This window comes from Pseudomonas sp. X4 (assembly GCF_040784925.1).
GTDB classification, from domain to species: domain Bacteria; phylum Pseudomonadota; class Gammaproteobacteria; order Pseudomonadales; family Pseudomonadaceae; genus Aquipseudomonas; species Aquipseudomonas putida_Z.
In genome coordinates this window covers 622,445-648,376 of sequence record NZ_CP160798.1, presented here as the reverse complement: position 1 = coordinate 648,376, position 25,932 = coordinate 622,445, and the positions used below count along the sequence as shown (strand labels likewise).

Below are 25,932 nucleotides of genomic sequence, written 5' to 3'. Positions count from 1 at the left end.
CGTGAGCGTACGCATCTCTACTTCGCAGTTCTACAACACCAACCAGGCCAACTACCAGAGCAACTTCGCCAAGACGGTGAAGAGCCAGCAGGAGGCAAGCGATGGCATTCGCGTGCGTTCGGCCAAGGATGACCCGGTGGGGGCGGCGCGTCTGCTGCAACTGGAGCAGCAGCAGAACATGCTGAAGCAGTACAGCGGCAACATCGTCAACGTACGTAACGCCCTGGGCACTGCCGAAAGCACCCTGAACTCCATCGGCACCATCCTGCAGCGGGTCAACGAGCTGGCGGTGAGCTCTGGCAACGGTACGTTCACCGATGCCGACCGCAAGGCCAACGCCGATGAACTGGCGTCGCTGGAAGACCAGCTGTTCTCGTTGATGAACAGCAAGGACGAGAACGGCAAGTACATCTTCTCCGGCTCCAAGGGCGATACCCCGCCTTACGCGCGCAATGCCGATGGCACCTACAGCTACCAGGGCGACCAGGGCAAGCTCAACCTGCAGGTGGGTGACATGCTCAGCCTGGCGGCCAATGAAACCGGCTACGACGCCTTCGAACAGGCGCTCAACACCAGCCGTAGCCAGACCAGCCTGACCGCGCCGGCCACCGACGATGGCCGCGTCAGCCTGTCCAACGGCCAGGTCTCCGGCAACAGCCTGTACAACGATCGCTTCCGCAGTGGCGAGCCGTACAGCATCGAATTCCTCAGCAGCACCGAATACAAGATCACCGACGTCGACGGCAATGACGTCACGCTCGAGGCCAGCCAGGGCGGCAAGTTCGACCCCAATGGCGACAACACCAGCATCAGCTTCCGCGGTGTCGATCTGCGCCTGGACATCACCTTCAAGGACGGCGACAAGGGTAATGAAGATGCCGCTATCGCAGGGCATACGTTCAGCCTGAGTTCCAAGGCCGATGAGGTTTCCGGCACCCGCAGCCCTGGCAATACCTCCTCCGAGCAGGTGACGGGCGCGACCATCACCGATCAGGCTGCCTACAAGGCCGCTTTCCCGGGCGGTGGCGCGGTGCTCAAGTTCACCGGCAGCAGCACCTTCGAGCTGTACGCCGCGCCGGTCACTGCTGACAGCCGCCCGGTGGCATCGGGTGCGCTGGGCGGGCCGAACGGCACCACCGCTACCGCGGCCGGGGTCAGCTTCGAGCTGTCCGGCGCACCGAATGCCGGGGACTCGTTCGCGGTCAAGGTCGATACCCACCAGACCCAGAACATCCTCGACACCATCGGCAAGCTGCGTACCGCGCTGACCAGCCCGGTGGACAACGACCCGGTGGCCCGGCAGAACTTCCTCGCCGCGCTGGATTCGGCCGTTGGCAACATCGCCAGCGCCACCAACCAGGTGTCGTCGTCGGTCAGTGCGATCGGTGGCCGTGGCCAGGCGCTGGATGTGCAGTCCGAAACCAACGAGGCGCTGAGCACCGAGAACACCAAGACCCAGAGCTCGATCCGCGAAAGCGACCCGGCTGAAGTGATGCTGCGCCTGCAGATGCAGACCAACATGCTGCAAGCGTCGCTGCAGGCCTATGCCAAGGTCGCCAGCTTGTCGTTGGTCAACTACATCTGATTTCACCTCTCTCGCGTCATCCGGCGTGTGCCAGCCCATTCGGTGCTGGCCACGCCACCTCTTCAAGGTCTTCGCCGTGAATCAACAGACCCTCGTCAGCATCGCCATCCCAGCCTTCAACCCCGAGTTCTTCCGCGCCACGTTGCTCAGCGCGCTCAACCAGGATTACTCGGCGCTGGAGGTGCTGGTCTGCGATGACAGCCGGGGCCTGGAGATCCAGCGTATCGTCGACGAGGTGGTGGGCGAGACCGGCAAGCCGGTGCGCTACGTGCGCAATCCGCAGACCCTTGGGTTCGCCCGCAACCTGCTGGCGTGCCTGGAGCATGCTGAAGGGCCGCTGATCAAGTTCCTCTGCGACGACGACCGACTGTTCCCCGAATGTGTCGGCCTGCAGGCCGCGGTCATGGAACAGCATGCCGATGTCAGCATGACCATCTGCCAGCGCATGCTGTGCGCGGCCGACGATGCCTTGCTACCGCCGCGCATGCTCAATGCGGTGATGTGCCCGGAGGATGCGGTAGTCAAGGGTAGCGACTTGCTCGAAGCGTTGGAGACGAACGCCCCCAACCTGTTCGGCGGCCTCAGCCATGCACTGATGCGCCGTGACCTGGTGGCCGAGTTCCTGCCGGCGTTGGTGCAGGAGGGCAGCGGGTTTGCCGCGCGCCTGGACATGGCGCTGTACATTTGCCTCATGCGCCGAGGCAACCTGGGGCATCTGTCACGCTTCCTCAGCATGGAGCGTCTGCACCCTGCGCGCCTGAGCCACCAGGCAGGCATGACCCTGGCCTTCCCCATCGAGACCGACTGGATAAAGGCAATGCTGGCCGCGCGGGCAAGCGAGGCCGCACCGGCCAGTGGCTGGGTGCGCTACTTGTCGCTGGAGCGGTACCAGGGCGAGCAGGGTGCGCAGTGGGACGAGTACGAACTCAACCGCCTGTACGGGGCACAGCAGGCCCGCCAGGCGCAGCAGGTTGGCACTGACTGCCTGTCGTTTGAAGAGGTGTATGCCCAGTGGCTGGAGTGCCGTGACCTGTCGGCTGCACAGCTCAAGGCGTTGCCCAAGCGCTTCGAACAGTGGCCCCGGCAGCCGCGTATCGTCCCGGTGATCTGGGCCGAGGCGGGTGAGGAACTGGCCCTGCGCGCGACCCTGGACAGCCTTGCCGCGCAGTCCTGTTCGGCAGCCGGCACCTGGCTGCTGGCACCGGCGACGCTGGAATTGGCAGGCCACCCGGTCGCGGTTGAACGCATGCTCGTTCAGGGTAATGGCCTGGCCCAGCTGCAGGCGCGCCTGGCGCGTGCCGACGATGCCGACTGGATACTGCTGTTGCGCGCTGGCGACCGCCTGGTGCCCCATGCTCTGGCGATCATGGGCGAGCGCATGGCACTTCGCGAGCGGGCCTGCATCTATGTCGACGAAGGTAGCCATGACGGGCTGCGCCCGACAACACCCATCTTCAAGCCGGACTTCAACCTCGACCTGATGCGCAGCCTGCCATATGTAGGGCGCGTACTGGCATTCAACTGTACGGCGCTGCGCGAGGTCGGCGGCTTCGACCCGGACTTCGATACCCTTGCACCCCACGACCTGCTGTGGCGCCTGGCGGAACACCAGGGCTTGCAGGTCATCGAGCACATCGACGAACTCCTGGTGCATTGCCAGCACGACTTTGGCCAGTGGCTGCACGACCCGCGCTGCGCACAGCAGGCGCCACGCGTGGTGCGGGCCCATCTGCAGCGGCTGGGCGTCGATGCCGAGGTTGTCGGTGCCGAAGGCATGTCGTTGTGCCAGGTGGCGTACCGGCACCCGGAGCAAGCCCTGGTCTCGATCCTGGTTACGCTCGGGGACGACCTGAGCGCGGCGATGCGTTGTGTCGAGTCCGTGTTCGAACACACCCGGTATGGCCATTTCGAGGTGCTGCTGATCGCCTCGCCGGATACGCCTGCCGACCTGCGTCAATGGCTGCAGGCCATGCGGGGGCTGGGCAGCAACCAATTGCGGGTGATCGAGGTGGCCAGCGGCAGCCAGCTGGCGCAGTTGAACCAGGCCAGCGAGGCTGCCCGTGGCGACTACCTGCTGATGCTCGACAGCGCCTGCGCCGCCTTCGCCCGGTCCTGGCTGGAGCAGTTGATGGCCCAGGCCCAGCGCCCGGAGGTTGGCGTGGTGGCGCCCAAGCTATGTACCCAAAGCGGCGAGATCTTTGGCGCCGGGCTGGTCCTGGGGCTGCATGGCGGCGTCAGCAGCCCGTTCGTTGGCATGCCGGCTGACAGCGGCGGCTACATGCTCCGGCTCAATGCCGTGCAGAACTGGAGCGCGCTGAGCCTGGACTGCCTGCTGGTGCGCCGCGAGCTGTTCGCCGCGCTGGGCGGTTTCGATGTGCAGGGCCTCAAAGGCGGCCTGCAGGACGCCGACCTTTGCCTGCGCATCCGCGAACAGGGCTATCTGGCGGTGTGGACGCCCCATGCAGTGCTCGTTCGCTTCGCTTCGACCCGCGACGTGCGGACCGACAGCCAGCGCAAGGTGCTGGACAAGGACATCTTCCATGAACGCTGGTTGGCCAAGGTTGCCCGCGACCCTGCCTATAACCGCAACTTGAGCCTGAAGATGGCCAGCTTCCACCTCGATGCCGGACAGCGTCGTGGCTGGGACCCGTTCATCAGCCGTGTGCTGCCGTCGGTGTTGGCGTTGCCGATCAACACTTCGGCGGTCGGTCACTACCGGGTGGCACAGCCGTTCACCGAGCTGGAGCGCGCTGGCTGGATCCAGGGGCGGCTTGATTACAGTACCCCGGAGATGATCGAGATCGAGCGCGAGAAGCCCGACGTGATGATCTTGCAGTGTCGCTACACGGTCAATTCGATCGATGAAATGACGCGCTTCAAGCGCCTGTCGAACGCCCGACGCATCTACGAGATCGACGACTACATCATCGAGGTGCCGGAAAAGAACGCCCATGCGCGGAACATACCGGCCAACATGCGCGAGCTGGTCACCCAGGGTATTGCCTTGTGCGACCGGGTGGTGGTGTCGACCCAGCCGCTGGCCGATGCACTGTCGAGCATGCACCACGATATCCGGGTAGTCCCCAACATGCTCGCCGCCCCGCTGTGGGCCGGGCTGGCCAGCGAGCGCCAGACTAGCGCGCGGCCGCGCGTGGGCTGGGCGGGGGGCACCAGCCACCGGGGCGATCTGGAGCTGTTGCTGGACGTGATCAAGGCCCTGGCCGACGAGGTCGACTGGGTATTCTTCGGTATGTGCCCGGATGCCCTGCGGCCTTATGTGAAGGAGTTCCACAAAGGCGTGCCCTTGGCGTCGTACCCGCAGAAGCTGGCCAGCCTCAACCTTGACCTGGCACTGGCACCGCTCGAACAGAACCTGTTCAACGACTGCAAGAGCAACTTGCGCCTGCTTGAGTATGGTGCGTGCGGCTTCCCGGTGATCTGCACCGACACCAAGGCCTATGACGGCTACCTGCCTTGCACGCGGGTGCGCAACAACACCTCGGAACAATGGCTGGATGCGATCCGCATGCACCTGGCCGACCCCCAGGCCAGCTACCGCCAGGGTGATGCCCTGCGTGAGGCGGTGCTGCGGGACTACGTATTGATGCCGCAACATTTGCAGCAATGGGCGAATGCCTGGCTGGCGGTTTAATTTTTTTCGCGTTCGTTGCGAGCGGGCGCCCAACTCTACCTTCGAAGGTGCTTTATGGTCGATATCGCAAGCGGATCGCGCAGTGACGTTACGGTGGTGTTGCTGGGGCATGATCAGGCCGCTCATCGTGAGCGAGCGTTGCACTACTACCGTCAGGCGGGCATTGCCTGCCTGGCTCTGGAGGCCCTTGAGACCCATAGTCCGGGCGCTCTGTGCAGCGCACGCCTGAGTCAGGCGCTGCAGCAGGTTGCCACGCCGCTGGTCAATATGGCCCTGGATGCTGACTTCGTGCAGGCACCGGCACTGGACAGCGCTGCTGAATGCCTGAGCGCAAATCCGCTGGCGCTCGGTGCCCAAGGCTATGCCTTGGGGTACGTTCCGGGTAATGGTCAAGTGGCCTACTACAAGATGGGCCACTCTTTTCCGGCGCTGGAGGGGGAGGGGGCCTCGGCGCGCATTCGGTCGCATGCGTTGGCGAACCAGCCGGCCTGGCGCTCCGTGGTGAGGGTCGAGAGGCTGCGTTCGGTGCTGGCCGACTTGCCGGAGGATCTGGATTTCGCCAGTTGGCGGGTTGCGCTGTCGTTGGCGTTGCTGGCCGACGGGGCGATTATCCAGCTCGACCAGACCGACGTCCTCTGTGAATTGGCGCCGCGTACTTTGTCGCTGACAGCCCGGGAAGAGCAACTGGTGCGGACTGTGCGTCTGTTGCGCGCGTGGGACGCCGAACGCCATGGTGTATGCGCCGGCGACGCGGGCTTTGTCGTGCTCAACCGCTTGGTGCGTGGCAGCTACGATGCAGGCGAGCCGACGTTGCTGTTCACCTCGCGCTGGACCAGTGTGATCGGCGACCCGGACCGCCAGTTCGAACCCCGGCAGTACATGGAAATGCCTTACTACCAAAAGGGCCTGTTCCAGCGCCTGGCGCAGTTTGAATTTCTCTGCCATGGCTGGCCAACCGGACGGGAGCATCGTCATGCACTGGAAGGCACCTGGGTGCGTCAGCGTGAACTGCTCGAGGTGCACCCCAACGACACCAAAGAGAGCCTGCAGCAGCGTTATTGGCAGGCCTTGGCATTGGGCTTGTTCAGCCGCGATGTCTGCCAGCGTCTGCTGGCAACCCTGGAGGTCGAGGTGCACGCAGAAAAAGTCCGCGAATTGAGTGCCTGGCTTGAGCGCCTCGACAGCATTCCGGGTCAGGATGTGCCCGGGTGGCTGGCAACTACCGGCTCGGGCCGGCTGTTGCAGGTGTTGGCGGATGCAGCGCCAGCGTCTGAGGTGCGTCAACGCGTGCTTGCGCAACTAGCCAAGCGGCCCGGCCCGCAAATCGGTTTCGTGGTCGCGGACTTGAAGGACGATGACCTTGCCCTGCAGGCGACCTTCGACAGCCTGCTGGCTACCGGTCTGCGCAATTTCAAGCTGGTAGTGCTCAAGGCCGGGAAACCACCGGCTATCACGACGGCGCGGGACACCTTGCATTTTGTCCAGGTGGAACCGGGTAACTGGGTTTCACACCTGAATCAGGCGCTGCGCCAGTTGCCGAGTGAATGGATGATGTTGCTGCAGGCAGGAGACATCCTTGCCGGTGGTGGCCTGCTGCGTCTGCAGCTGGAGCTGGGTGAGTCTCCGGCCTGCGATGCCATTTGTGCCGACGAGATACAACGCGATGAAGAGGGGCGTTTGCTGGGGATCATGCGCCCCGGTAGCGATCTCGACCTGTTGCGTAGCCAGCCGGCCCTGATGTCGCGTCACTGGTTGCTTCGCCGCCAGGCTGTGCTTGACCTGGGTGGCTTCGATAGCCGTTTTGGCCACGCGCTCGAATACGATCTGTTGCTGCGTCTTGTGGAAGAGCGCGGGGTCGGCGGCATGGCGCACATGGATGAGTATCTGGTGATCGGAGGACAGGCGCCGGAGCCGATGCGTTCCGAAGCGCTGGACATTCTCGACCGCCACCTGAAGCGACTGGGCTATCGGGGGCAGGTCAGCGATCAGGGTGCTGCCGGGTTGACCATCGATTTCCGGCACAACTCGACGCCGCTGGTCAGCATCCTGATGGTTCATGAGGGCGACCGGTCTGCGCTTGAGCGCAGCCTGAGCAGTCTGTTCCAGCGTACTCGCTACCCTCGCTACGAGATCGTGCTGGCCTGTACCCAGGATCAACATGGCCTGCTGTCCGACGCGCTTCGATCGTTCGCCGGCCGTCTGCGTCTGATCGTGACCGAGGTGGGAGAGAACCTGTTCAATCAGGCTGCACGACATGCGCGCGGTGAATACCTGGTGTTGCTGAGCGAACGTTGCCAGGTGATCTCCCCGGCCTGGATCGAGGCGATGCTCAACCAGGCACAACGGCCGGAGGTTGGGGTGGTCGGCGCGCGCCTGGTTGGCGCCGATGGCAGTCTCGCGCATGCCGGTTACGATTTGCTTGCAGGGCCGCGGTTGCATGCGCCCTGGACCGGCCTGCCCGGGGAGCACGTTAGCCAGGATCACTGGTCTTGCGTTGTGCGCGGTTGCCCAGCTGTGTCGGGGGATTGCTTGATGGTACGTACCGGCGTGTTCGAGCACTGCGACGGGTTGCAAGGCGGAATGGCGGCCGATGTCGACCTTTGCCTTGCCGCCACCGCTGCTGGCAGCCTGGTGGTATGGACTCCACAAGCGCAACTGATGATTGATGGTGCAGTTTCTCCAGCCCCCGAGGCGGTACAGGGGTTGCTGGCGAAGTGGCCGAGCGCGTTTACCCGTGAAGTGGCAGTCGATGGCCGGTGGGCTGGTGCCGAGGCGGGCTGGTTGACCCCGTTCAAGTAGCTGGCGCGGGAATTGCAAAAGCCGGGCAGGAGCCCGGCTTTTTTGCGCCTGGCGGCAAATAATTGACAGGCGTGGCGCCTGGTTTCACGTGGTGTGGACGAGGTTGTGAATGCAAAAGAAAGTGGCTGTGCTGCAGTCCAACTACATTCCCTGGAAAGGGTATTTCGACCTCATCGGCAGCGTCGATGCGTTCATCCTCTTCGATGATGTCCAGTACACGCGCCGCGACTGGCGCAACCGCAACAAGATCAAGACTGCCCACGGAGAGCATTGGCTGAGCATCCCGGTGAAAAACAAGGGGCGCTACGACCAATTGATCAACGAAGTTGAGATCAGTGAGCCTGGCTGGGCGGCTGCCCACTGGAAGACCATCGAAATGAGCTACCGTCGCGCGGCGTGCTTCCAGCAGATGGAAGGGCCTGTCAGGGCGCTCTTTGAGCAGGCCGCCGAGCTCACTCATCTTTCGCGTATCAATCACCTGTTCATCGCCGGCCTGTGCCCCCTGCTGGGTATACGAACGCCGCTTTATCGTTCCGAAAACCTGGGCCATGCAACCGGCAAGAATGAGCGTCTGATCCAGTTATGCCAAGCAGTAGGTGGTACGCATTACCTGTCGGGACCGGCAGCCAGCTGTTACCTGGACGAGGCCGCGTTCGCTACTGCCGGGCTTGGCCTTTCGTACATGAGTTATGACGGCTATCTCGAATACCCGCAACTGTACGGCGAATTTCAGCACGCGCTGAGTGTCATCGACCTGCTGTTCAACACCGGCGCCGACGCGCCTGCCTTCCTGGAGCGGCGACCATGAGCACGACCATTTTGCGAGAAGTGGAGCAGTACTATTCCTCGCGTATTCGCGAGCATGGCGCCACTCCGGAAGGGGTTGACTGGAACGGTACTGCTTCCCAGCATCTGCGCTTCGAACAGCTGCTCAAACTGGTGTCGCAGGAAGAATGGCAGCGGGGTTTCAGCCTGGTCGACGTGGGTTGTGGTTATGGGGCATTGCTCGACTGGCTGCGCGAACGCGGCGGCGTAGTGGACTATCACGGCTATGACCTGTCACCCGAAATGATTGCGTCGGCCCGCGCCACGCATGGTGAGGACCAGTTCACCTGTTTCGAGGTCGCCGACCGGCCCACCCGGACGGCCGATTACGCGGTAGCCAGCGGCATTTTCAACGTGTCCCAGCAGACGCCACGGGAAGTCTGGGAAGAATATATTGCCGAGGTGCTTCGCACCATGGATGCGTGCTCGACCAAAGGCTTTGCCTTCAACTGCCTTACCAGCTACTCCGACGCGCCATTCATGCGCGACTACCTGTATTACGGTGACCCGTGCTTCTACTTTGATCTGTGCAAAAGAACCTACTCCAGGCAGGTGGCACTCTTGCACGACTATGGCTTGTACGAATTCACCCTCCTCGTGCGCAAGGCCCCGTGACCTGCCATTCGACTTCCCTGTTTCCTGGAGATATCCATGCTCAAGAAAGGCTCTACTTCCGTTACCCAGTCCAGCGACAGTCAGCTAGAGGCGCGGGAACGACTCTGGCAGTCCTTTGCCAATGCACCGCTCGATGACGCCGAAAAGGAGCGCAACCTCGGCTTGTTCATCCGCTCGGCCTCCCTTGCGCGGATGCTGGCGATTTCCGACCTGTACCGCGAGATCGTCTCGCTGCCCGGCTCGGTGCTCGACTTCGGCACCTGGCGCGGCCAGAACGCCGTGCTCTGCGAGAATCTGAGGGCCATTTTCGAGCCGTTCAACAAACAGCGACGCATTGCGGCATTCGATACCTTCGCTGGCTACAAATCGCACGCCAGCGACAGCAAAGTGACCAACGAAAATTTCCAGGACGGTTGCTACGATACCGGCAGCGGTTATGCCGATTACCTGCGCCATCTGCTGGCATTGCACGAGAGCATCAATGCCTTGCCACAGGTTTCCAGCGGCCATCAGGTGGTGGAGGGCGATATCAAGGATACCTTGCCACGTTTCATCGAGGAGAATCGCAATCTGCTGGTGGCGTTGGCCTTTTTCGACATGAACCTGGAAGGGCCGACCCGGTTTGCCTTGGAACAGATCCTGCCGCGCTGTGTGCCGGGTTCGCAGCTGGTGTTCTTCCAGTTGCAGCGTGATTTCCTACCAGGCGAGGGTTACGCCTACGTAGCTGAAGTGCTGGGCAAGGTTCGTCACGAGATCAAGCGCTCACAGACCTACCCGTCCCTGTGCATCGTCAAAGTGCTGTAAGAGGGCATGCCATGTTCCTGATCATTGGTAACGGCATGGTTGGCCTGGCGATCGCCGCCGGCCTTTCCCGTTCGGTACCCGCCGAGCGCATTACAGTGGTAGGCCCGATGTCGCGGCCCTACAGCGCCTCGATGGCTGCTGCAGCCATGCTCAACTCGTTTGCGGAGCTGGAGCCGGGTGCGTTGGACAAACCGCGAGACCGCCTCAAGTTCGAGTTGAGCCAGGCTTCCGCGCGGTTGTGGGGGGCGTTTGTCGAAGAGTTCGAGATACCCGCCGAGCATTACCGTTTGGGTACCGTGCTGGTCAACAACAATGCCTCCAACAGGTTCGAGGACCAGGCGTTCGACGCCATCGCCGATTATCTCGAAGAGTTTGCCGAGCCGTATGAGCGGATCGAGCCGACCCTGGAACCGGCCTATTCACCAGCTTCGGCCTATCGCAGTCGCAATGCCCTCTTCCTGCCCCGCGAAGGCGTGGTCAACCCAGATGGTGTCATCCAGGCCCTGCAACAGACGCTGGCAAGGCGCGGTGTACGCTTTGTCGAGGGTGTGGTGGAGTCTCTCGACAAGATCGGTGGCCGAACCTGCGGGGCTCGCCTGGCCGATGGTCGGGTGCTGGCTGCGGAGCGTGTGGTCCTCGCCAATGGCAGCAAGGCGACCCGGCTGTGGGCCGAAGACGACTGCATTCGGGTCATCAACGGCGTCGGCGCTACTGTTGTTCTGAAGAACCCGGGGATCCAGGGTCGTTACGTGCTTCGCACGCCAAATCGTGGCGGCGCCTGTGGTATCTACCATGCGCCCTATCAGGACGATCTGTTCGTGGTAGGGGCGACAAACCTAATCACCACTGCCGATGAACAGGTCCCACGTGCCGAGTCCGTGGCGGCCCTGATAAATGGTGCGATCAATCAGGTCAACCAGATGCACCGTGCCAGCGGCTTCGTGCGATACAACTTCGGCTATCGACCGGTGAGCCTGGATGGCTATCCGGTAATCGGCCAGCTCAATGACAACACATTCATTGCGACCGGTACGCGGCGGGATGGCTATCACTTTGCGCCTTGGCTGGCTGACAACCTGGCGGCGCTGTTGCTGGGGGTGCAGCTCTCGCCCCAGGCGCGTGCGTACTTCGAATACACCCGGCCACATCGGCGCGCAATGCTTGATGATTCAGTCGAAGCGTGCTGCCGCAAATACGCGGCAGTCAAATGTTCGGCGCTTTCCCAGCATGGCTATGACGCGGGGCATACCGATGCCGACCAGGCGCTCGAGGGCCACTACTACCAGCGCGCGAGGGATTTCTTTGCCCGTAACGGCCTTGAGAAGGCAATACAGGTCGAGTTTCTCGATGCGCTCATTGGCGGCTACCTGCCGCTGAGCGATTTCACCTGACCACGTGCTGGAGAATACGAACGTGAGCAAACAGGTCATACCTTTCAACAAGCCTTTCGTCGTTGGCAAGGAATTGTTCTATATCGCCCAGGCAGTGATGAACGGCGGCATCGCTGGCGACGGACAGTTCACTCAATCGTGTCAGCAATGGCTGGAAGACAACCTGGGATGCCCCAAGGCGCTGCTGACCCATTCCTGTACCGCGGCGCTGGAGATGGCGGCGATCCTGGCCGATGTCGGGCCGGGGGATGAGGTCATCATGCCGTCGTTCACGTTCGTATCTACCGCCAATGCTTTCGTGCTGCGCGGTGCGGTTCCGGTATTCGTGGACATACGCCCGGACAGCCTCAACCTTGACGAGCGTCTGGTCGAAGCCGCGATCACCGAGAAAACCAAGGCGATCGTGGCGGTGCATTATGCAGGGCAGCCTTGTGACATGGACGCGCTGCTGCGTATCTGCAACAACCATGGCCTGATGCTTATCGAAGACGCTGCTCAGGCGATTCTCGCCAGGGAAAAGACCCGTGCACTTGGTACCATCGGGCACCTCGGTTGCCTGAGTTTCCATGAAACCAAGAACGTCATCAGTGGTGAGGGAGGGGCGTTGCTGATCAACGACCCGAAACTGATCGAGCGTGCAGAAATCATCTGGCAGAAGGGGACCAACCGCAAGGCGTTCGCCCGGGGTGAAGTCAGCAAATATACCTGGGTCGATGTCGGCTCTTCGTTCCTTCCCAGCGAATTGACGGCCGCCTTCCTCTATGCACAGCTGGAGCAGGGCGAAAGCATCAACTCTCATCGGCGTGGTTTGTACGAGGCTTATTACAATCAGTTGCAGGCGCTGGAAGCCGATGGCTTTTTCCAGCTTCCCCGTACGCCAGGGGGGCGGCCAGCCAATGCGCACATTTTCTACCTGTTGATGCGCAACAACCAGGAACGCAGCGAGCTGATCCAGTTCTTGCGTGAAAGGGATATCCATGCAGTGTTCCACTACGTACCGCTGCACGATTCACCTGCCGGACTGCGGTATTCCCGCAGCATCGGAGAGCTGCCGGTAACCTGTGATGTTGCCCAGCGTCTGGTGCGCTTGCCACTTTACTCGGACATGACTGCTCGCCAGGTTGCCCGAGTGTGCGCAGCAATCGCCCAGTTCTTTGCCGAGCCTCGCGCTGTCTGAGGCCGGCTTGCCTGTATTTTCCTGATTCTGGAGTTTCCAAGCGATGCCCAATTCTGCCGGGGTTGACGCCCATTCGCTCGACCAGGCACTGACGCGCCTGAGGTTGATGTATGCCAAGCCGGAGCATCCGTACTACATCCTGGCACCCGACTACCGGGAAACCTCCTCGGGCGTCGCGTCGCTGCACTATCTTTGCCACGTGCTCAACCTGAACGGGCGCGAGGCTTATATCTGTGGCGGTCAGGTGGTCAATCCGGACCTGAAAACGCCATTGCTGGACCCGCTGACGCAGAAGCGGCATCAGGCCGAAGGCAAGGTGCCGATAGCTGTCTATCCGGAAGTGGTGGTGGGCAACCCGCTTGGCTGCGATGTGGTGGCGCGTTTCCTGCTGAACTTCGAGGGTTTTCTTACCGGCCAGAGCATGCAGGCCGCTGGCAGAGACCTGTTGTTCTATTCCGGCGCCCTGATCGCCGCACGGCATGGCTATCCGGATGGCGACTTGCTGTGCCTGCCGACGATCGATGTCGAACTGTTCAGCGCGCCGGCACCGGGCACGCTGCGGGAAGGTAAGTACCTTTACCAGAATCGCCACCCGCTGGAGCAGATCGACTATTCGCAGTTGCCTGACGATATCCAGCTGCTGAGCATGGCCAATGCCCTGACATTGCCCGAGCTGGCAGTGCTGCTGCGTAGGGCCGAAGTGCTCTATACCCACGAATGGTCGATGACCTGCGTGATCGCGGTCCTTTGTGGCTGCCCGGTGATCTTCATTCCAGGGCACGGCATCGACGAGCAGTTTCTTGAGGCCAGCTTCATCGGCAGCCAGGGTTTCGCCATGCTCGATCGGCCCGGCGCATTCGAGCGTGCCAGCGCAGGGCTGGAAGGTGCCCTGCAGCGTTATGTGGAAAGAACGGCACCCTTCTGGCAACACCTCGAGGTGTTCATCGCCAAGACCCAGTTTGCAGCCCGTCGCGAGGCGGCCGGCAATCAGAGCGGTATGCTGGCATGGCTGCGTCAGCGTTACCCGCTGCCGCAGCAGTTACAGTTGATGCAGGACCGGCTGGTGGCGCCCGATGCGCCCTCGATCGCCGTGTTGGTGCGGGATCACGGCGACCCGGGAGCCCTGGCGCGTACCCTGGGTAGCCTGGACGACGTACTGTACCAACGCATCCAGGTCTGTGTGCTGGGTGCGGTGGAGCCGCGTCGCCCGAACGTGCAGTGGTTGCCAGCTGATGATCGAGCGCCGTTGGCCGCCATCAATGGCCTGCTGGAGAGCAGCCCCTGTGATTGGTGCATGTTGGTAGATGCGGGCGTGGAATTTACCGCCAGTGGCCTGCTGGTGGCGGCTCTCGACCTGGCACAGGCCCCGGTGACGTTTGGTGCGGTGTTTGCCGACGAGGCCGTGCGAGGCGCCGATGACAGCGTTGAAGCCCGTCTGCGACCCGACCTCAATCTGGACATGTTGCTGGCGCACCCGGCCGCATTGTCGCGGCACTGGTTGTACCACATGCGCACGCTCGTGCAGCAGGGTGGGTTCGACCCGGCTGCAGGGGGGGGCTTCGAATTGGCCTACCAGCTGCGATTGATTGTCGACCATGGCCTGGGGGTTGTGGGTCATATCAGCGAGCCGCTGTTGATCTCCAGTCTGCCGGACCTCACTGTATGCGACGATGAGCGCACGGTCATCCAGAAGCATCTGTTGGAGCGTGGTTATCCTGATGCGCAGGTTCGTTCGATCGAGCAAGGGGCGAATTGCTACCAGATCGACTATGGGCATTCGCGGCCAGCCTCGGTGAGTGTGATCATCTACATCGAAGGCGACCTGTCACGGTTGCAGCGCTGCCTTGAACAGTTGTTGCAGAACACGGCAGTTGTCCCGCATGAAGTGCTGTTGGTAGAACCAGGCAATGACGATCCGGTGCTGCTGCAGTGGCTGGACATGCTGAGCCAGGTTGAGCCAGGACGAGTCCAGGTATTGCGTTTCATGCCGGGGCAGCCTCGTGAGGCCATGCGCAACGCCGCGGCGCAGGAGGCGCAGGGCGAGTTTCTGCTATGGCTGGATGCTACCGCCATGGTCAGTGATTGTGATTGGCTGCCAGCCTTGCTAAACCATGCACAGCGCCCTGAGGCCGGGGCTGTGGGGTGCATGCTGGCGAGCGCCGATGGGGTGATTCAGCAGGCAGGTCTGGTACTTGGGCTGGGTGGCAGCGTCGGTCCTGCATTCGCCGGGCATGTACTCGGCGATGAGGGGGCTCTGTCGGCGCTGGTGACTGAGCGTAACGGTGTAGCCGTGGGGGATCGTTGTCTGATGGTGCGGCGTGAAACCTTCCTTCAATCGGGTGGTTTCTCCGTCGACCCGTTATTGGCGCCCTGGGCTGAAGCCGACCTGTGCCTGCGCCTGCAGCAGGCCGGCTATCTGAATGTCTGGACGCCACGCGCCAGGCTGCTGCTGGAAGCAGCTCCCGCTGCTGCGATCAGTGCTGAACAGGAGGATGCGCTTTACGCTCGCTGGTTGCCGCAACTGGTCAGCGATCCCTCCTACAACGCCAACCAGTCATTGCTTGCCGGCCACAGCCATGCGCGGCAGGACAACGGTCTGTGCTGGCGGCCATTGCAAGGCATTGCTCCGACGGTGCTGGCCTTCGCTGCCGACCAGCAGGCGGCCGGGCAGGCCCGCGTAATACAGCCCCTCATGGCGATGCGCAACGCCGGCTTGATTGATGGTTCGGTAACCATGGGGGTTCTGACCCTGGTGGATATCCAGCGCTATGCGCCCTCGAGTATTGTCTTGCAGCGCCCGCTGGCGGATGCGGGGTTGCAGACCTTGCGTCGTCTGCGCGCATTCTCCCAGGCATTCAAGGTGTATGAGCTGGACGGTTATATCCCGGAATTGGGGTTCGACGCCGGCCTGAGTGCGGATGAATTACTGCAGCGCATGAGCCATGGGCTGATGCAGGCAGACAGAGTGGTCGTTGCTGCCCCGGCGTTGGCGGAGCTGTTGCAAGGACAGCACGATGACGTGCGCTTGCTTGAAAGCGCGCTACCTGCCGCCTGGGGCCAGTTGCAAGGTTTGCGGCGCATGGCGCAAAGGCCGCGTCTGGGCTGGATCGGCAACAAGGATGCTGCCTTGCTGGCCGAGGTGGTTCCGGCGATGGCGCATGAGGTCGATTGGATCGTCCTGGGCGACTGCCCGCAAGCGCTGCGGCCGTTCGTCCGAGAGCACCACCCGCAGGTCACTGGCGAAATGCTGGGCAATAGCCTCGCTGCCCTGAATCTCGACCTGGCGCTGGTGCCGATGGCCGAGACCTTGGGCAACGCCTGCTCAGGCGATCTGCGGGTGCTCCAGCACGCTGCTTGCGCACATCCTGTGATCTGTAGCCGGGTCGCCGGCTTCGCTGGTGCAGATACCTTGCCGTTGTCGAGGGTGGAAAACCAGACGGCTGACTGGCTACGGGTCATTCGTCTGCATCTGGACGACCGCGACGCGTCGGCAGCGTTGGGTGATGCCTTGCAGAATGCCGTCCGGGCGAACTGGCTGCTTCAGGGGGAGCGCCTGGAGGCATGGCGCCGGGCCTGGCTGGCCTGAGTCACTGTCGTATGCCGGGTGCCCGCGCGATGCGGGTGCCTGGCAGCGCACGCCGGGTCATGGTTGCGCACGAGGGGCATTGATCTTGTCGGGCGATTGGCCGATCGTATGAACAACCGTGACTTGGCAGTCGAAACGTGCATCTCTAAGCTATCGAGTCTGCGGGCAGTCTCGTCGTCTTTTCACCCGAGGTATCTGAACCCGGCGCGAAAGCCCGCGAATTTTCGCCATATCTATCGGGAAGCCACAATGATTGGCATCAAAAGCATCGCCAGTTACGTACCTGTCGAGGGCGTCGACAATTACGCGCAGGGCGCGAAATTCGGCAAGGACCAGGATTTCATCTTCGGCAAGATCGGTTCGACCTTCCTGCCGCGCAAGGAAGCCTCCCAGGAAACCTCTGATCTTTGCGTGGAGGCAGCAAAAAACCTGTTTGCTGCCAATCCTGGTCTTGATCCTGCGTCCATCGATGTCGTGATCGTCGTGACCCAGAACGGCGACGCCGAAGGCTTGCCGCATACCGCTGCCATCGTGCAGCACAAGCTGGGGCTGACCACCCAGGTCGCAGCTTTCGATATCTCCCTGGGCTGCTCGGGCTATGTCTACGGCCTGTATGCCATGAAGGGCTTCATGGAAGCGGCAGGGCTGAAAAACGGCCTGTTGATCACCGCAGACCCGTACTCGAAGATTGTCGACCCCGAAGATCGCAATACCACCATGCTGTTTGGTGATGCCGCCACTGCAACCTGGATGGGCGAGGATGCTGCCTGGCAGCTCGGCAAATCGCTGTTCGGCAGTGATGGTGCAGGTGCCGAGCACTTGCGTACTACCGACGGCAAGTTCTTCATGAATGGTCGTCAGGTCTATAACTTTGCCCTGGTCAAGGTGCCTGCTCACCTTCAGCAGTTGCTCGATGCCAGCGGCCTCAAGGCCGGCGACATCGACCTTTATTGCCTCCACCAAGGTAGCGCGGCAATCGTCGACGCGGTGTCGGCGCGCTTTGTAGAGGGCGAGTACAGGCAGCGGTTCGTCAAGGACATGGTCGAGACCGGCAATACCGTCTCTTCGAGCATTCCGTTGTTGCTGGAAAAGCATGTGCTGGGTTCGCAGCACCAGCGGGTTGCCCTGAGCGGTTTCGGCGTAGGCCTTTCCTGGGGTTCGGCAATCATCGAGCGATGCGATTGACCGGCCCTCATCGGTTACAAGACGCCGCCGCTTCAGGGCGGCGTTTTCTTTTCTCTGCTGCGCAGCGAGTGCGCCTGTAATCTGGCGTCAAACCCTTGATTTCATTGGGATGGCCGGATGCCAGCAAAAAAAGTGAGAAATCGCCCTAAAGCAAACTGCCCTGACGACGATAAACATTACGAAGGTTCTCTGTGCCACACCCGGCGAATTGCCAAGGCCGGAAGCCGTAGTACCCAATCCAACGAGGAATTCGTCATGGCTTTGACTGTTAACACCAACACCACCTCTCTGGGCGTTCAGAAAAACCTGAACCGTGCTTCCGATGCGCTGAGCACCTCGATGACCCGTCTGTCCTCCGGCCTGAAAATCAACAGCGCCAAAGACGACGCCGCCGGCCTGCAGATCGCTACCCGCATGACCTCGCAGATCCGTGGTCAGACCATGGCTATCAAAAACGCCAACGACGGTATCTCCATCGCCCAGACCGCTGAAGGCGCGATGCAAGAGCAGACCAACATCCTGCAGCGTATGCGTGAACTGGCCGTTCAGTCCCGAAACGACTCGAACAGCACCAACGACCGTGTCGCTCTGGACAAAGAATTCCAGTCGATGGCTTCGGAACTGACCCGTATCGCCAACAGCACCCAGCTGAACGGCAAGAACCTGCTGGACGGTTCGGCTTCGGTCATGACCTTCCAGGTTGGTTCCAACACCGGTTCCGCCAACCAGATCACCATCGACCTGAGCGCCAAGTTCACCGCTTCGGACCTGGGCGTTACTTCCTCGATCAACATTCAGGGTTCCGACACCACCACCGCCGAAGCCAACTTCAGCGCTGCTGTTTCGGCCATCGACGCCGCTCTGCAAACCATCAACAGCAACCGTGCTGACCTGGGTGCCGCGCAGAACCGTCTGACCAGCACCATCAACAACCTGCAAAACATCAACGAAAACGCCGAAGCTGCTCGTGGCCGTGTACAGGACACCGACTTCGCTGCTGAAACTGCCCAGCTGACCAAGCAGCAGACCCTGCAGCAAGCTTCCACCTCGGTTCTGGCCCAGGCCAACCAGCTGCCGTCGGCAGTACTGAAGCTGCTGGGCTAATCTGCCTGGTTGCTGGCGGGGAAGTGCTGGTAAGGCACTTCCCCGCCTTTTCATTGCGAGGTGGTGGGCATGGACATGAGCGTCAAGCTGAACCTGTCTTATCCGGCCGCACGTCCGGCCGAGCAGGTTGCCGAAAAACCGGTTGCCCGGTCGACGGAAAACGTAAAACCCGAAGACGACAAGAAAGACGCCAAGGCGGTGCAGGATGCCGACAAGGTCAAACATGCCGTTTCGGAGATCGAAAAGTTCCTGAAGGCGTCGCAGCGCAACCTGGAATTTTCCACGGATGAAGAATCCGGCAAGATCGTGGTCAAAGTCATCGCTACCGACAGTGGTGAACTGATTCGCCAGTTGCCCTCGGAAGAGGCCCTGCGGATCGCTCACAGCCTGAGCGATGTCAAAAGTGTTCTGTTCGACGCCAAGGTATAGTTGGCGGCGAACACCAATGAAGTGAAGCATGTCTGTCCCGCAGGAGCGGGTTGACGCGTTGATGAGAGGGACTACAGCATGGCAAGCCCGATTACTTCCAGTACAGGCCTGGGTTCTGGTCTCAACATTACCGAGATCGTGACCGCGTTGGTCAAGGCCGATACATCCGCCAAACAGGCGCAGATCACTCGGCAAACCAGCAACAACACTGCGATGATTTCGGGTATTGGCTCGCTGCGCAGTGCCCTCACGGCATTCCAGGACGCCATGAAGGCGCTCAACAACAAGGATGCCCCGTCGTTCAACGCCTATGCAGCGACCTCGGCCAACGAGTCGGTGGTCAAGGTCAAGTCGAGCAACTCGGCGGTAGCGGGTAGCTACGACATCGTGGTGGACAAGCTGGCCACCAGCTCGAAAGTGGCCAGCCAGCAGTTCAGCGGTGGTGCCACCAGCCCGATCAGTGCTGGCCAGCTTACCATCAGCCAGAACGGCAAGACCTACAATCTGGACGTGACCAGTGGCGCGACGCTGCAAAGTGTGCGCGACCAGATCAACAAGGAAATGAGCGCCAACGGCATTTCCGCCAACATCGTCAACGAGGAAGGCGGCTCGCGCCTGGTACTCAGCTCGACCACCACAGGTGCGGGGACTGACATTTCCCTGAGCGGTATCGCCGAGCTGGCAATCGATGGCACCACGCAGATGTCCGGGACCGGTGCGGGCTACATCACTGCCAAGGCCCAGGACGCTGAACTGACCATCGACGGCTTGAAGGTCAAGAGTGCCTCCAACACGCTCGATAGCGCCATCAGCGGCATGACCCTGGAGTTGACCGGGGTCAGCCCGAAGGCCAGCGGCGTCCCCACTGGTACGCCGACCGCGGTCACCATTGCGGCGGACAACGATGGCCTGAAGAAGTCGGTCCAGAGCTTCGTCGATGCCTACAATACGCTGCAGAAGGCGATCACGTCGCTGACGTCGACCAGCCGTGATGACGATGACAAGCTGGTGCTCGGCCCGCTCACCAACGACCCGACCACCCGCTCTCTGTTGGGTGATGTGCGCAAGGTGCTGAGTGAGGTGGGGGCCGGCGACCAGCTGACCACGCTGAGCCAGTTGGGTATCAACACCCAGAAGGATGGCACGCTCGAATTCAACAGCAGCAAGTTCACCGCGGCGATGAACGACAAGAAGCTCGGCCCGGAAGTGCAGGAGCTGTTCACCGGTACCGACGGCATCTTCGAGCGCATGAACAAGGCCATCGATCCTTACAACAAGACCGATGGCAGCCTTGCAACGCGCAAGTCGAACCTCGACAAGGCGGTCTCGGAACTGGCCAACCAGCAGGCCGCGCTTGATCGGCGCACCGAGTCGCTGACCGAATCGCTGACCAAGAAGTACGTGGCCCTGGACACCGCCCTGGGCAAGATGAAAGCCCAGGCCGACCAGATCACCTCGATCTTCGAAGCGATCAACGCCCAGGCCAAGAAATCCTGATCGGCTGAATATGCCAAAAGCCCGGCGGCGTCCGCGAGACGCCCCGGGCTTTTTGCTTTTCCCCTAAAGTTTTTTGACGTACAGGCGATACAGCAGGTACAAGCAACTTTTTACCGCAGCAACGAGGCAGATCCATGAACCCGATGTTGGCCCTTCGGCAGTACCAGAAAGTCAACGGCGCAGCGCAGACGTCCGAAGCCAGCCCGCACCGCCTGGTGCAGATGCTCATGCAGGGCGGCCTTGATCGCATGGCGCAGGCCAAGGGCGCCATTGCCCGCAACGACATCGCGCAAAGGGGCATCCTCATCGGCAAGGCCATCGACATCATCGGCGGCCTGCGTGAAGGCCTGGACCTGGAAAACCATGCCGACAGCCTGGCTGAGCTGGACAGCTTGTACATGTACATGAGCCGCCGCCTGATCGAGGCCAACGTCAAGGGTGACCCGGCCATCATCGACGAGGTCGCGCGCCTGCTGATCACTGTGAAGGAAGGTTGGGACGCAATCGGCGATCAGTCGTCGGCTTCCTGATAAAGGAGGATGACATGAACGAAGTAATCGCCCGGATCGAGCAGACTCGGGAAATGCTGCTGGCGGCGCTGGCCGAGCGCAACTGGGAAGCGGTGGGTGAGCTGGACCTGGAATGCCGCTTGCGCATCGGTGACATGGTGAGCGAGGCGAAAGGCAACGAGGCCGATGTCAGTGCCAGCCTTGAGCAGTTGCTGGCCGTATACCGTCAACTAATCGATGTTGCAAGTGGCGAACGTCAATCCTTGGTGGATGAAATGACGAAAATCCGTCAGGCGAAGAACGCGGCAAAGGTATACCATCTATTCACCTGACCACAAATGTTGCCAAAAGCCATGCGCCATTAATTTGACTGGCTGGTTTTTTTTGACTTTACTAGTGGCTGTTTTCGAATTTCAGACGTCCGAACACTGACCATTCAGTCGGAATGATGTCGAGCACGCCCTCGGGCGCCGATATGACTAGGGAAGTTGCTATTGCATGTGGCGTGAAACCAAGATTCTGCTGATCGACGACGACAGCGCACGCCGCCGCGACCTGGCGGTGGTGCTTAACTTCCTCGGCGAAGAAAACCTCGCTTGCTCCAGCCAGGACTGGCAGCAAGTGGTCGAGCCATTGTCTTCGAGTCGCGAAGTGCTGTGCGTGCTTATCGGCACTGTAAACGCCCCGGGCAGTGTGCTTGGGCTCGTTAAGACAGTGGCTGGGTGGGATGAGTTCCTTCCGGTTCTGCTTTTAGGTGAAATTTCTTCTGCGGAGTTCCCGGAAGACCTTCGCCGCCGGGTGCTTTCCAACCTGGAAATGCCGCCAAGCTACAGCCAGCTGCTGGATTCGCTGCACCGTGCCCAGGTCTATCGCGAGATGTACGACCAGGCGCGCGAGCGTGGCCGCCAGCGCGAACCCAACCTGTTCCGCAGCCTGGTCGGTACCAGCCGTGCCATCCAGCACGTGCGGCAGATGATGCAGCAGGTGGCTGATACCGATGCCAGCGTGCTGATCCTGGGTGAGTCCGGCACCGGCAAGGAAGTGGTCGCGCGCAACCTGCACTACCATTCCAAGCGCCGCGAAGCGCCGTTCGTGCCGGTCAACTGCGGCGCGATCCCGGCCGAGCTGCTGGAAAGCGAACTGTTCGGCCACGAGAAGGGCGCCTTCACCGGGGCGATCACCAGCCGTGCCGGGCGTTTCGAGCTGGCCAATGGCGGTACCCTGTTCCTCGACGAAATCGGCGACATGCCGTTGCCGATGCAGGTCAAGCTGTTGCGCGTGCTGCAGGAGCGTACCTTCGAGCGCGTGGGCAGCAACAAGACCCAGAGCATCGATGTGCGCATCATTGCCGCGACCCACAAGAACCTCGAGACCATGATCGAGGAGGGTACGTTCCGCGAAGACTTGTACTACCGCCTGAACGTGTTCCCCATCGAGATGGCGCCGCTGCGTGAGCGGGTGGAAGACATCCCGCTGCTGATGAATGAGCTGATCTCGCGCATGGAGCACGAGAAGCGCGGGTCCATCCGCTTCAACTCCGCGTCGATCATGTCGCTGTGTCGCCACGGCTGGCCGGGCAACGTGCGCGAGCTGGCCAACCTGGTCGAGCGCATGGCGATCATGCACCCGTACGGGGTGATTGGCGTGTCCGAGCTGCCGAAGAAATTCCGTTACGTCGATGACGAAGACGAGCAGATGGTCGACAGCCTGCGCAGCGACCTGGAAGAGCGCGTGGCGATCAACGGCCATACGCCGAACTTCAGCAACCACGCCATGCTGCCACCTGAAGGCCTGGACCTGAAGGACTACCTGGGTAGCCTGGAGCAGGGCCTGATCCAGCAGGCGCTGGACGATGCCAACGGTATCGTTGCGCGCGCGGCTGAACGTTTGCGCATTCGTCGTACCACCCTGGTCGAGAAGATGCGCAAGTACGGCATGAGCCGCCAGGGCGGCGAGGAACAGGCGGAGGATTGACGCCTGGCGGTTGCCTGTACCGGCCTCTTCGCGGGCACGCCCGCTCCCACAGGATCGATGCACAGCTTGAATTCGGTGATATCCCTGTGGGAGCGGGTTCACCCGCGAAGAGGCCGGCACAGCCAACCCAAATCCCTATCTCCGGCACGGCTATTGCTACACCGCTGGCAACACACCGTTTTTATGACGGTCAGCCACGCGAGAGAGCAAGATGCCCCAGGCCGCCCACGTATCCCTAGCCCCCGATCCGCAGGGGCAAACCCCGATCGAGCAGGACAGCCGCCAGGGTGTCGAGCAGGCCTTCGCCCTGTTCAATCAGGTGTCCAGCCAACTGAGCCAGTCCTACAGCCTGCTCGAAGCCCGGGTCAGCGAACTCAAGGGCGAGCTGGCGGTGGTCAGCGCCCAGCGCATCGATGAACTGAGCGAAAAGGAACGCCTGGCCAACCGCCTGCAGAACCTGCTGGACCTGCTGCCCGGCGGGGTGATCGTGATCGATGGCCAGGGCCTGGTACGCGAAGCCAACCCGGCCGCCTGCGAACTGCTCGGCGAGCCGCTGGTCGGCCAGCTGTGGCGCCAGGTGATCGCCCGCAGCTTTGCCCCGCGCAAGGATGACGGTCACGAAGTCTCGCTGCGCGACGGCCGCCGTCTGTCCATTGCCACTCGCTCGCTGGATGCCGAGCCTGGCCAGTTGGTGTTGCTCAACGACCTGACCGAAACCCGTCGCCTGCAAGACCAGCTGGCTCGCCACGAGCGCCTGTCTTCGCTGGGGCGCATGGTCGCCTCGCTGGCGCATCAGATCCGCACGCCACTGTCGGCGGCGATGCTCTACGCCAGCCACCTGGCTGATCCCGAACAAGAGCTGGGCGCGGAAACCCGCCAGCGCTTTGCCGGCACCCTGAAGGAGCGCCTGCACGAGCTGGAACACCAGGTGCGCGACATGCTGGTATTCGCCCGTGGCGAGCTGCCGCTGAATGATCGAGTCACGCCAAAAGCCTTGTTCCAGGCACTGCAGCAGGCTGCCCAGGCGCATGTGCAAGGGCACGCCGTGCGCTGGCAGTGCGACAGCCACCTGGGTGAGCTGCTGTGCAACCGCGACACCCTGGTTGGTGCATTGCTCAACCTGATCGAAAATGCGCTGCAAGCCAGCGACGGCCCGGCGCGACTGAAGGTGCACCTGTTCCGCCGCGAGCGCAGCCTGCATCTGTGTGTAAGCGACGCCGGCAGTGGCATCGATGCCGACCTGCTCGGCCGCCTGGGCGAACCGTTCCTGACCACCAAGGCTACCGGCACCGGCTTGGGCCTGGCCGTGGTCAAGGCCGTGGTGCGCGCGCACCAGGGTACGCTGCGCCTGCGCTCGAAGGTTGGCCGTGGTACCTGTGTGCAGGTGGAGCTGCCGTTGATCGACGGGCAACTGGCGGAGGGCATGTAATGGCGATCAAGGTGCTGCTGGTCGAGGACGACCGCGTATTGCGCCAGGCGCTGGGCGATACCCTGGAAATCGGCGGCTTCGCCTACCAGGCGGTGGGCAGTGCCGAAGAAGCGCTGGAAGCGGTACTGGAGGAGGCCTTCAGCCTGGTAGTCAGCGATGTGAACATGCCTGGCATGGATGGGCACCAACTGCTGGCCCAGCTGCGCCGTCAGCAACCGCAACTGCCCGTGTTGCTGATGACCGCGCATGCCGCGGTGGAGCGTGCCGTCGAGGCGATGCGCCAAGGGGCTGCCGACTATCTGGTCAAGCCATTCGAACCCAAGGCCTTGCTCAGGCTGGTCGAGCGGCATGCCGCCGGGCGCGTGGCTGAAGAGGAAGGCCCGGTGGCCTGCGAGCCGGCCAGTCGACAGTTGCTGGAGCTGGCCACGCGGGTGGCGCGCAGTGACTCGACCGTGCTGATTTCCGGCGAATCCGGTACCGGCAAGGAAGTGCTGGCGCGCTTCATTCACCAGCAGTCGCCGCGGGCGGCGCAGCCTTTCGTGGCGATCAATTGTGCTGCCATCCCCGACAACATGCTCGAGGCCACCCTGTTCGGCCACGAGAAGGGTGCCTTCACCGGCGCCATCGCTGCCCAGGCCGGCAAATTCGAGCAGGCCGAAGGTGGCACCTTGCTGCTCGACGAAATCTCGGAAATGCCAATGGCCTTGCAGGCCAAGCTGCTGCGCGTGCTGCAGGAGCGCGAGGTGGAGCGGGTGGGTGGGCGCAAGCCGATCAGCCTGGATATTCGCGTGCTGGCCACCACCAACCGTGACCTGGCTGGCGAAGTGGCGGCCGGGCGTTTCCGTGAAGACTTGTACTACCGCCTGTCGGTGTTCCCCCTGGCTTGGCGCCCACTGCGCGAACGCCCGGGTGACATCCTGCAACTGGCCGAGCGCCTGTTGGCACGCCACGTGGCGAAGATGAAGCACGCCCCGGTGCAGCTGTCGCCCCAGGCCCGAGCCTGCCTGCAGGCGTATGCCTGGCCGGGCAACGTACGCGAACTGGACAACGCCCTGCAGCGGGCGCTGATCCTGCAGCAGGGCGGGGTGATCGAGGCGGCGGATTTTTGTCTGGCGGGCGCCATTCCATTGTCGGCTGGCATAGAGCCATCATCCGAGGTGGTGGCCGAGCCCGGCGGGCTGGGCGATGACATGCGTCGTCATGAGTACCAGATGATCATCGACACCCTGCGCGCCGAGCGTGGCCGCCGGAAAGAGGCGGCCGAACGCCTGGGGATAAGCCCGCGTACCCTGCGCTACAAGCTGGCGCAGATGCGCGATGCCGGGTTTGACGTCGAGGCCAGCCTGTTCGGCTGAAGATCGAAAGGGGCTG

Annotated in this window: 18 protein-coding genes; all 18 read left to right on the top strand. The window is 62.1% G+C overall.

The genetic code is table 11. The features are described from left to right. Nucleotide 1: 1 nt before the first annotated feature. The 18 genes from ABX298_RS02795 to ABX298_RS02710 all read left to right on the top strand — a co-directional run bounded on the left by ABX298_RS02795 (nt 2) and on the right by ABX298_RS02710 (nt 25,916). Entirely contained in the window at nt 2-1,585 is a 1,584-nt protein-coding gene (locus tag ABX298_RS02795) for a flagellar hook-associated protein 3 (RefSeq protein WP_085589047.1), read from the top strand. A 76-nt stretch (nt 1,586-1,661) separates the two neighbouring features. After that, nucleotides 1,662-5,237, top strand: coding sequence for a glycosyltransferase (locus ABX298_RS02790; RefSeq protein ID WP_317409085.1), 3,576 nt, complete (start codon nt 1,662-1,664; stop codon nt 5,235-5,237). 54 nt (nt 5,238-5,291) lie between these two features. Next, complete coding sequence (locus ABX298_RS02785; RefSeq protein WP_317409086.1) at nt 5,292-8,036, top strand: glycosyltransferase; 2,745 nt, start codon at nt 5,292-5,294, stop codon at nt 8,034-8,036. 109 nt (nt 8,037-8,145) lie between these two features. Further along, the gene (locus tag ABX298_RS02780) at nt 8,146-8,844 is read left to right on the top strand and encodes a WbqC family protein (protein ID WP_015271231.1); all 699 of its coding nucleotides are present in this window, start codon (nt 8,146-8,148) and stop codon (nt 8,842-8,844) included. After that, entirely contained in the window at nt 8,841-9,476 is a 636-nt protein-coding gene (locus tag ABX298_RS02775; protein ID WP_317409087.1) for a class I SAM-dependent methyltransferase, read from the top strand. The genes ABX298_RS02780 and ABX298_RS02775 overlap by 4 nt, the downstream gene beginning before the upstream one ends. A gap of 36 nt (nt 9,477-9,512) precedes the next feature. Further along, the gene (locus ABX298_RS02770) at nt 9,513-10,280 is read left to right on the top strand and encodes a hypothetical protein (protein WP_003257274.1); all 768 of its coding nucleotides are present in this window, start codon (nt 9,513-9,515) and stop codon (nt 10,278-10,280) included. A gap of 11 nt (nt 10,281-10,291) precedes the next feature. Beyond that, entirely contained in the window at nt 10,292-11,671 is a 1,380-nt protein-coding gene (locus ABX298_RS02765) for an FAD-dependent oxidoreductase (protein ID WP_317409088.1), read from the top strand. A 22-nt stretch (nt 11,672-11,693) separates the two neighbouring features. Continuing rightward, a complete protein-coding gene (rffA, locus tag ABX298_RS02760; RefSeq protein WP_015271228.1) occupies nt 11,694-12,848 on the top strand; it encodes a dTDP-4-amino-4,6-dideoxygalactose transaminase in 1,155 nt (384 codons plus the stop codon). A 43-nt stretch (nt 12,849-12,891) separates the two neighbouring features. After that, nucleotides 12,892-16,434: a glycosyltransferase gene (locus ABX298_RS02755; RefSeq protein ID WP_317409089.1), complete on the top strand. Its 3,543-nt coding sequence runs from the start codon at nt 12,892-12,894 to the stop codon at nt 16,432-16,434. 249 nt (nt 16,435-16,683) lie between these two features. Continuing rightward, on the top strand, nt 16,684-17,619 hold the full coding sequence (locus ABX298_RS02750) for a ketoacyl-ACP synthase III (RefSeq protein WP_317409117.1): 936 nt from the start codon (nt 16,684-16,686) through the stop codon (nt 17,617-17,619). A gap of 255 nt (nt 17,620-17,874) precedes the next feature. Then, nucleotides 17,875-18,723: a flagellin domain-containing protein gene (locus tag ABX298_RS02745; protein WP_015271225.1), complete on the top strand. Its 849-nt coding sequence runs from the start codon at nt 17,875-17,877 to the stop codon at nt 18,721-18,723. A gap of 69 nt (nt 18,724-18,792) precedes the next feature. Beyond that, the gene (locus ABX298_RS02740) at nt 18,793-19,152 is read left to right on the top strand and encodes a flagellar protein FlaG (protein WP_015271224.1); all 360 of its coding nucleotides are present in this window, start codon (nt 18,793-18,795) and stop codon (nt 19,150-19,152) included. A 78-nt stretch (nt 19,153-19,230) separates the two neighbouring features. After that, complete coding sequence (gene fliD, locus ABX298_RS02735) at nt 19,231-20,649, top strand: flagellar filament capping protein FliD (RefSeq protein WP_317409090.1); 1,419 nt, start codon at nt 19,231-19,233, stop codon at nt 20,647-20,649. 134 nt (nt 20,650-20,783) lie between these two features. After that, nucleotides 20,784-21,179: a flagellar export chaperone FliS gene (gene fliS, locus ABX298_RS02730; RefSeq protein ID WP_003257284.1), complete on the top strand. Its 396-nt coding sequence runs from the start codon at nt 20,784-20,786 to the stop codon at nt 21,177-21,179. A gap of 14 nt (nt 21,180-21,193) precedes the next feature. Then, nucleotides 21,194-21,490 (top strand): flagellar protein FliT, encoded by a 297-nt coding sequence (locus ABX298_RS02725; protein ID WP_075045931.1) that lies wholly within the window; start codon nt 21,194-21,196, stop codon nt 21,488-21,490. A 166-nt stretch (nt 21,491-21,656) separates the two neighbouring features. Continuing rightward, nucleotides 21,657-23,132, top strand: coding sequence for a transcriptional regulator FleQ (gene fleQ, locus ABX298_RS02720; RefSeq protein WP_046614590.1), 1,476 nt, complete (start codon nt 21,657-21,659; stop codon nt 23,130-23,132). 211 nt (nt 23,133-23,343) lie between these two features. After that, the gene (locus tag ABX298_RS02715) at nt 23,344-24,561 is read left to right on the top strand and encodes a PAS domain-containing sensor histidine kinase (RefSeq protein ID WP_286919643.1); all 1,218 of its coding nucleotides are present in this window, start codon (nt 23,344-23,346) and stop codon (nt 24,559-24,561) included. Next, a complete protein-coding gene (locus ABX298_RS02710; protein ID WP_367394059.1) occupies nt 24,561-25,916 on the top strand; it encodes a sigma-54-dependent transcriptional regulator in 1,356 nt (451 codons plus the stop codon). Before ABX298_RS02715 ends, ABX298_RS02710 begins: the two co-directional genes overlap by 1 nt. Nucleotides 25,917-25,932: the final 16 nt, after the last annotated feature.